The organism is Vibrio sp. M260118 (assembly GCF_036533755.1).
Lineage (GTDB): Bacteria > Pseudomonadota > Gammaproteobacteria > Enterobacterales > Vibrionaceae > Vibrio.
The window spans coordinates 1-7,308 of record NZ_JATABG010000260.1 but is presented as its reverse complement, the minus strand read 5'-3'; the positions used below and the strand labels follow the sequence as shown (position 1 = coordinate 7,308).

Here is a 7,308-nt window from a genome sequence, read left to right as displayed (position 1 = left end):
CTGTGGCAAAACGTTAACTGCTGAGTCTATGGCCTACGAGTTAGAACGACCACTTGCTATAGTTCGTTTAGATTCTCTTGTGTCCTCGTTTCTAGGGGAAACTGCTGCTAACTTACGAAAAGTGTTTGATTTTATTGCCAAGCATAAACTATTGGTTCTTTTTGATGAGTTTGATGCTTTAGGGAAAGAGCGTGATGATGGTTCAGAGCATGGTGAGCTGAGGAGGGTAGTTAATGCCGTTCTTCAAATGATGGATTCTTACGATGGAAAGAGTACGATCATTGCAGCTACTAATCATGAGCAAATTCTTGATAGCGCTATTTGGCGCAGATTTGATGAAATTGTAGAGTTTCCAGAAATAGACCAAAACCAGCTTCAAGATTTGTTGCAACTGAAGCTCCGTGGAGTGAGGAGAGAGTTTGATCTAGATTCTTCCGAACTTCATGCCATTTTCCGAGATAAGTCACCAGCAATAATTGAGCGAATAATAAGGCGAGCAGTTAAGCGAATGATCTTAAAGGGGAAGGAATTTCTAACCATTAGAATGCTAAGAAATGCACTAGAACAAGAAAGTCAAATCTAATAATAATGCGCAAAGGAATGCAGTATGGCAGGAGCTTACCCTCACCTTTCTTTTTCCAAGGAGACTCCTTTAACTCCAAGGAGGTCTCGTCCAGGCTTTGGCACTAAAGTTCAACGTGGTAACCCGGTAGAGCACGTAAAGAATCTAAAAAAGCAAGTAGAGACCTTTCGAAAGGTAATATCAGACCAGGTTGGTGGTAGCACATCACGAAACCTTATTCAGATAAAGCTGAATGAGAGAATGAGTTTTGAAGAAATAACGAAACATGGCATATCCATAGTAAGTCAAGAAGACCAGACAGTTTACATTGCTTTTGCCGATGAAAAGCAACTACAACAATTCAATGAACGCTTATCTTTGTTGGTTGATGGAGAGTATGTAACTTATGCGAACCTATTGTTTGCAATTGATAAGATTGATGCGTGGGGGTACGAAGATCGTAAAAGTTGGGCATTGCAACAGTTTGGGTTTCCAGATGAAGATACTTTTCGATTAGATGTTGAACTTTGGCCACTCGGTAGCACGGGGAGCATTGCACGAAATGCTCTCGTATCTGATTTTTTAAATTGGTTAAGCTCAGAAGATATTCAGCATCTAGACAAAGTTAATCGGGATAGCTTAGTTATGTTCCGAGTTACAGTTAACTTAAATCAAGCGCAATACTTGCTTCAACACAGAGATGTTCGTCAAGTTGACCTCCCGCCAAAGACAGGCGTCGATTTCGCTCAATTAAACTTAGATGTAAACATTCTTCCTCCAACTCTAAATACAGTTGCAGAGTCAGCAAGTAAAATATGTGTACTCGATAGCGGTATTAATGCCAACCACATATTACTTCAGGGTGCGGTTGGTGATGCTCAGAGCTTTGTTGATAGAGAAGATGAGTTTGACTACGTTGGACATGGAACCGCAGTTGCAGGTGTCGCTCTATTTGGAGATTTAGAAGCTCGAATTGATGGTAACGATTGGACTAGAGACTTGTGGCTTTTAAGCGGAAAAGTATTGGCTACTGGTTCAAATGGCCAAACTGAGTTTGATACAAAAACGATAGAGTCTACGTTGAGCGAAGCAATTTCGTATTTTTATCGAGAGTATGGGTGCCGTATATATAATCTTTCTCTTGGTAACGAAAATGCACCATACCTTCATAACCATGTATCAGGTATCGCAGTTACACTTGATGAACTCGCTAGAGAACTTGATATCTTAATTGTTGTTTCAGCTGGTAACTATAGCGGTTCTGAAAGAATAAGTAATTGGAGAGACGACTACCCTCACTTTCTTTTATCCGATGATGCTGCGCTTATTGATCCCGCTCCAGCTGTTAATGTGCTAACTGTAGGGGCGATGGCAAAGCACACTTCCACGTACACAGAACGCTACTATCAACGACAGGGGGAAATCAATGAACTACATGTTGCGAATGAAGGTCAAGTTTCTCCATTTTCAAGAAGTAGTCAAAGCGATAAGTCTGTATTGAAGCCTGACTTTTTAGCACACGGTGGAAACTTTGCTATACCAGCTAGGTTAGAAGGAAAGAGCTGGAAGCAAGTATTTAAACACCTTGGTGTAGTTACATTAAATCATAACCCTCAAGGTAATACGCTATTAAGTGAGTATAGTGGTACAAGTTTTTCTGCTCCTTATATTACCAACCTAGCAGGAAGGTTACTGAACAGTTATCCCGATTCATCTGCGAATCTTCTTCGAGCGCTATTAGCTAATCATGCGCGTATAACTCCAGAGTTGGGTGCCACTTTTTCAGACAAGAAGGATGTAAGACGTGTTGCTGGCTATGGGGTTATTGATGAAGATAGTTTGTTTCGATCATCTGAGGAGCATGTAGTACTAATTAGTGAAGAACAAATTGAAAATGATACACATCAGTTCTTTGAGCTTCCAATTCCAGAAGACTATTTTCGTAAAGGAAAGGCGACCAGAACTATCACCGTTAGTCTGGCTTATAGTCCTTCAGTTCGCACTACTCGACTTGAATATATTGCAACTAAGATAAAGTATCATTTGGTACATGGTGATTCGTTGGAAGCGGTCTCCAAGTCATTTAATAATGAAAATAAGAAAACAACTCAATCGATACCTGAATGTGATGGCACTAAGAGGGATCTTACGCAAGATGATAGGAGTAGGGGCACGTTACAATCCAGCACTTGGACATACAGTCAGTTTAATAAACCCAGGAAGCTCTTCTTAGTTGTTACTCGGCAAGATACCCCATGGGCTAGTAATCAAGTCAAAGAAAAAGAAGATTATGCACTCGCAATATCCATCACGGATAGGGAAAATGAAGAAGCAAGGTTGTACCAGCAAGTTTCCGAAAAGCTGCAAGCTAGAGAAAGGTTAAGAGCTAGAGCAAAGTTGGCATAGGAGGCACATACCGTTGCACAATTAAGTAGTGAGAATACTTGATAACTATATCAATCGGGGTCACGATATTCTTTTGACGTATTTGATAGTTGAACGGTATCTGTAGATTCTAATTCAGCAACTTTGTATTGGTATTGCTGAATGATTAGGGCGAGTTGGTTATGCTGACTTGCCATATCAGCTAATTGAGTTTTGTACTCTTCGACTTGAGAACGATACTTCTCTTTTAACCTAGATTCATTTGCTAAACGCTCTCTTAGCTTTGATAGTTTTTCTTCAAACATGTTCTCAAGATTGTTCTTGGGAGAGCGCTTTGAGGCCGATTTTTTTATCTCATCAATGACTTCTTTGTAGTAGTAGGCCGAGCCATCACCTAGCCCTGCTTCTTCCTCTACCGCTTTGACAGAAATTTTTCTATTTGGAGCTATACGTTCGGTTTTCCCACTCAGAATACGCTTTAATGCATTTTCCAGCTCAACCCTCGTAATTTGGGACTTGCTCATACTGGTCGCTTCCTATGTCGAACTTTTCGAATGGAATTTTAAATCGGTGTAGTACTTTTTCTGCTGCTCTAATCTGCGTTATGAAATGAGAGTACATTGAGCTAGTTAAGGTACCGATAGCATCCATGTCTTTTACTTGTTGAGAGACCCAAGCATGACGCTTTTGCCAATTTTCAACTTGCTCTTGGCCAATGAGTTGGTTTTCACAATTCATGCAGTTTGCGGGTGAACTTATCTTATGCATCTGGCACTCATATCCAGCCATGCAATATGAGTGTAGCGTACCAACTAGAGTTAGACGACCGGCCTTGACGTGGTCATTTATCGAATCCCAAGCTTTATATTTTTTAGGGAGGGCCAACCGGTTCTTGTTGATAGCCCCAGCCATATGCCCCATAAGGTTGTTAGACTCCTTTCCTTCGTACCATTCGTGGATTTTTTGTGTTGTAGACTCTTGAATAACATCGTTGATGAATGACTTGAGTTCAGTATCGATCTGCAGTGCTTTGATTTTACTGGCAAGGCCTCCTTCTCCATACCATTCTGATGTGGGGAGATCTAAGTGCTTAAATTGTTGTTTTATTGCTATGTCGTGACAAAGGTTGTGTCGTTTGGAAAACACAGCAAATGTTCTCCTTAACTGATGAGTGCTTAGCGGCCAAATATTGCCAATTTTTAAAATTTCAGCTGCTTTCTTGGGTTCTCTATTAGGGTTAATAAGACGAAATTCATTTAGGTCATCTTCGGTGATTTTGGCATCTGCTTTTTGACATATGCGTCGAAAATGCCTTCTCATACTATTGTCTTGTATAATTACTGGTTTTAAGGATTTACGCCCTTGTCCCAACCACAAGCAAGATGAGTTATATTCGCTCATTGGGTCTTCATCTTCTAACAGTTGAATTCGCATATGCCGTGAGAGAGCTTCCGCAATATTGATGGCTTTTTCTGCAAGTTTGGTTGTTACCCACTCTGCTGGTTTTCCTTTCCCTTGAGCAAATTTGTGGTGTTCTGAGCGGAGAACATAGTATTTTCTACCATATACCTCTTTTTCTCGAAAGCTATTGGAGTTTAAGCAATATAGCTCAGAACGACGCATTCCTGTAAGGGCGCCACAGGTGATGAAGCAAATAGTTTGTAACTCAATGATTGCACTGTGGAAATTACGTATATCGTTGGGCAACTTGCTGCTTAGAGGAGTGTTTTCTAAATGAGCACTAATTATGGACTTATACTTAGAAGGCATGTGCTTGTTGACTTCGACTCTATAGTCATAAGATTCTTTATTCATCCATTGCCAAGTTCCACTTTCTATTTTCTCATCAACACGTCTTTTTCCTTCTACGTAGTTTTCTCTTAGGTCATGCAGTAATTCATGGATAGCTTCTCTATGTGGGTAGTACTCGTCAATTTTTCTAAAGCAATAACCGTAAACCCTTTCCATTATTCTCGTCGGCATAGCATAAAACTGATTAGTACCTTCCTCTTTAGTCTTACCTGTTAACTCAAAAGAGAACTTGGCTGAAGTTTGATCGGGTGGTATGGAAAAATTGATAGGAAGGTACTTAGAAGGGTTGTTGGTTTAATCACTGCGCCTTTTCTGTGATGGCCTGAAATGTAGAGCCATGAGAAACAAATTAGTTTCATTTCTTTAGCCAAATTTTCGTTTGAAAATGAAGAAAAAATAACCTGCTTTTTGTGGACTATTCTGGTGTCTAAGTATGCAGAAAAGTTCCATTCCTCATCCCCAAAGTAGCTTTGAGCACTACCATCATACTTTTTTGTCACAACTACATTATTTAACTCTATAAAATGGTTGTTTACATATAAGTCGAGCACTCTTTTATATTCGGAAATATTTTCCTTGAGAATATTCTTAGGTAGTTCAAATAATGGAGTCATAGAGTGCCCTTAGAAATCTAAGTTAATGCCTTCAGGCCATAGAGGGTGTCTTCCTTCATTCTGTAGTTTTTTCTCTGCTAGTCTTTTTACTTTGGGGTGTATGGTAAACATTATTCGATTGATAGAGCTTAAAAGCTCAGAATAGTTTTTATTAAAGTGTTGTTCATTGAGATGGTGAACTTTGGAGTCAACGATGGAATCCCGGTAGCTCAATAGACACCAGATGTCTTCGATACTTTCAATGATGACTTGATTTTCACAGTTGAAACAATTCTGAATGTCAGAACATGCTAGGTGGTCGACGAGAAAGTCTTTAGGACTGAAATTATTCCTTCGTCTATATTTATCAGCTTGGTTGGAATAGACATCTTTACAACCAGTTCCAATGATCGTCTTTTGACTATGTTTATCTGCATATTTGTTAAGAAAATCCTCATAGGGAAGAACTTCTAGTCCTAGTTCTTTTTTTGCAAACTCTTTTGCATTGTTTATATCTGAGCATCTAGCTGCCCCTTCAATAGTGTGAGTTGCTGCAAGTAGTTGTTTCTGGTTTTCAACCTGATTACCTGAGGAGTAGTGTTTTGATAGTGTGTAAGGAGTATTACCTAAGAGCAACGCTGTTTCTGTGGCATTTCCGGTTTTCGATAAATATCGATAACTGCCACTGGCACGAAACTTTGACGCCATAGGGCGTAGTGGCTCACCTTCATCAGATTTGATAGCGAATGTTTCTTGCAGCCATTTTGAGAAGTTTTGTATGTGCCCTTGTTCCAAGGGAGCTATGTTTCCTTTTTTAGCACGCCAAAGGAGGTGAGGTTCTGAAGATATAAGACTACTCAGTTTCAACAACTGTTCAAAAAATCGAAGGGCAATCTTGGGAACATGGAATGTACCGTTATCACCAATAGATATAGATACGTATTTATTTGCTCGTGGCTTTAACACGCTTTGTTCAAACCACTTGCCACCTTCAAACACTTTTTCTTTAGGTTTTGTCATATTTAGCAGGACAGTCGTGTTACCCCATGTGTAATACGACAGCATGAAATAGGCAGCACTAAAACATTTTGTTATTGGGGAGGCAATCTCATGTGTATGTTGGTTATAGGTAAAGGATGCTGTTCTTTGATTGCCGGATGCATTTAAGTGAACTTCTGGACTATCCATTATTTGTTTGGAGATCTGTCTGAAAAAGGAGTGGATAATTTTGATCAAGGAAGATAGCTCTCTATCCGAGTAGCCTTGAGTTGGATTGGGTTCGGATCGAAATAAACTGTAAGGGGAAAACCACTCAGCGCTTGGGTTACCAAACATTTCCAAACATTTTTTAGGGCAAGAAATCATTTTTCTTGCAGAATTGACATTCATTGAAGAGATTCGAACTTGCTCTATTAAGTGTCGTTCCCATGATTCGACAGCTGTTGAGCTTTCTGGATTAAGTTTTTTCGAATCACAAAAACGAACGTACTTTGCAAAATCTCGCAGGTAGCTTTGTTTTGTTAGATCCGAGTATTCATTTGTCTCGCTGAATATTCGGTACCATCTAATAACATCGGAATCTCGATTTGCAGGTTCTGCGTGTTGTAAATTTCTTTTAAAAGCAACACCTTTGTAGAAAAAACGAGTGAAGTCATACGTGAACGTTTGTTTGACCCCGGTGCGAAGTTTTATGGTTAGTTGCGGAGGAGAATAAGTCATAGCATTGCTTCCTCTAATATTTGATCTAACATCACCATGGCGCTCTGGTTTGCTTTTTCTTTTCTTAGGTATCGGATGTACTTCCATGTTGTTTTATCATCTTTGTGTCCCATCCACCCCATAAGTAAAGCCATCGCATCTCCAACATCCGGATAATGTTCAAGTAATGAATCAAGACGGTAGGTGCCATAAGTCGCTCTTAAATCATGAGTTCGATGATTGAACCGGATATGGTGT

General features: G+C 39.7%; 4 protein-coding genes and 2 pseudogenes. 2 read left to right on the top strand and 4 right to left on the bottom strand.

The genetic code is table 11. From position 1 onward, the window contains the following. A partial coding sequence (locus tag QTO00_RS14400) for an AAA family ATPase (protein ID WP_331425412.1) occupies positions 1-583 on the top strand: 583 nt, incomplete at its 5' end. A gap of 24 nt (positions 584-607) precedes the next feature. Further along, positions 608-2,968, top strand: a complete 2,361-nt coding sequence (locus QTO00_RS14395) for a S8 family peptidase (protein WP_031847927.1) — start codon at positions 608-610, stop codon at positions 2,966-2,968. Positions 2,969-3,018: 50 nt separating this feature from the next. On the opposite strand, the gene QTO00_RS14390 is transcribed toward QTO00_RS14395, so the two are convergent. From QTO00_RS14390 to QTO00_RS14375, 4 genes and pseudogenes are all read right to left on the bottom strand, one after another. Beyond that, positions 3,019-3,471 (bottom strand): hypothetical protein, encoded by a 453-nt coding sequence (locus tag QTO00_RS14390; RefSeq protein ID WP_031847834.1) that lies wholly within the window; start codon positions 3,469-3,471, stop codon positions 3,019-3,021. Further along, positions 3,443-5,373: pseudogene (locus tag QTO00_RS14385) on the bottom strand (integrase). The gene QTO00_RS14390 and the pseudogene QTO00_RS14385 overlap by 29 nt, the downstream one beginning before the upstream one ends. 9 nt (positions 5,374-5,382) lie before the next feature. Further along, positions 5,383-7,071: a hypothetical protein gene (locus QTO00_RS14380; RefSeq protein WP_331425411.1), complete on the bottom strand. Its 1,689-nt coding sequence runs from the start codon at positions 7,069-7,071 to the stop codon at positions 5,383-5,385. After that, positions 7,068-7,308, bottom strand: a pseudogene (locus QTO00_RS14375) (site-specific integrase); the annotation flags it as partial. The pseudogene QTO00_RS14375 and the gene QTO00_RS14380, both read right to left, overlap by 4 nt.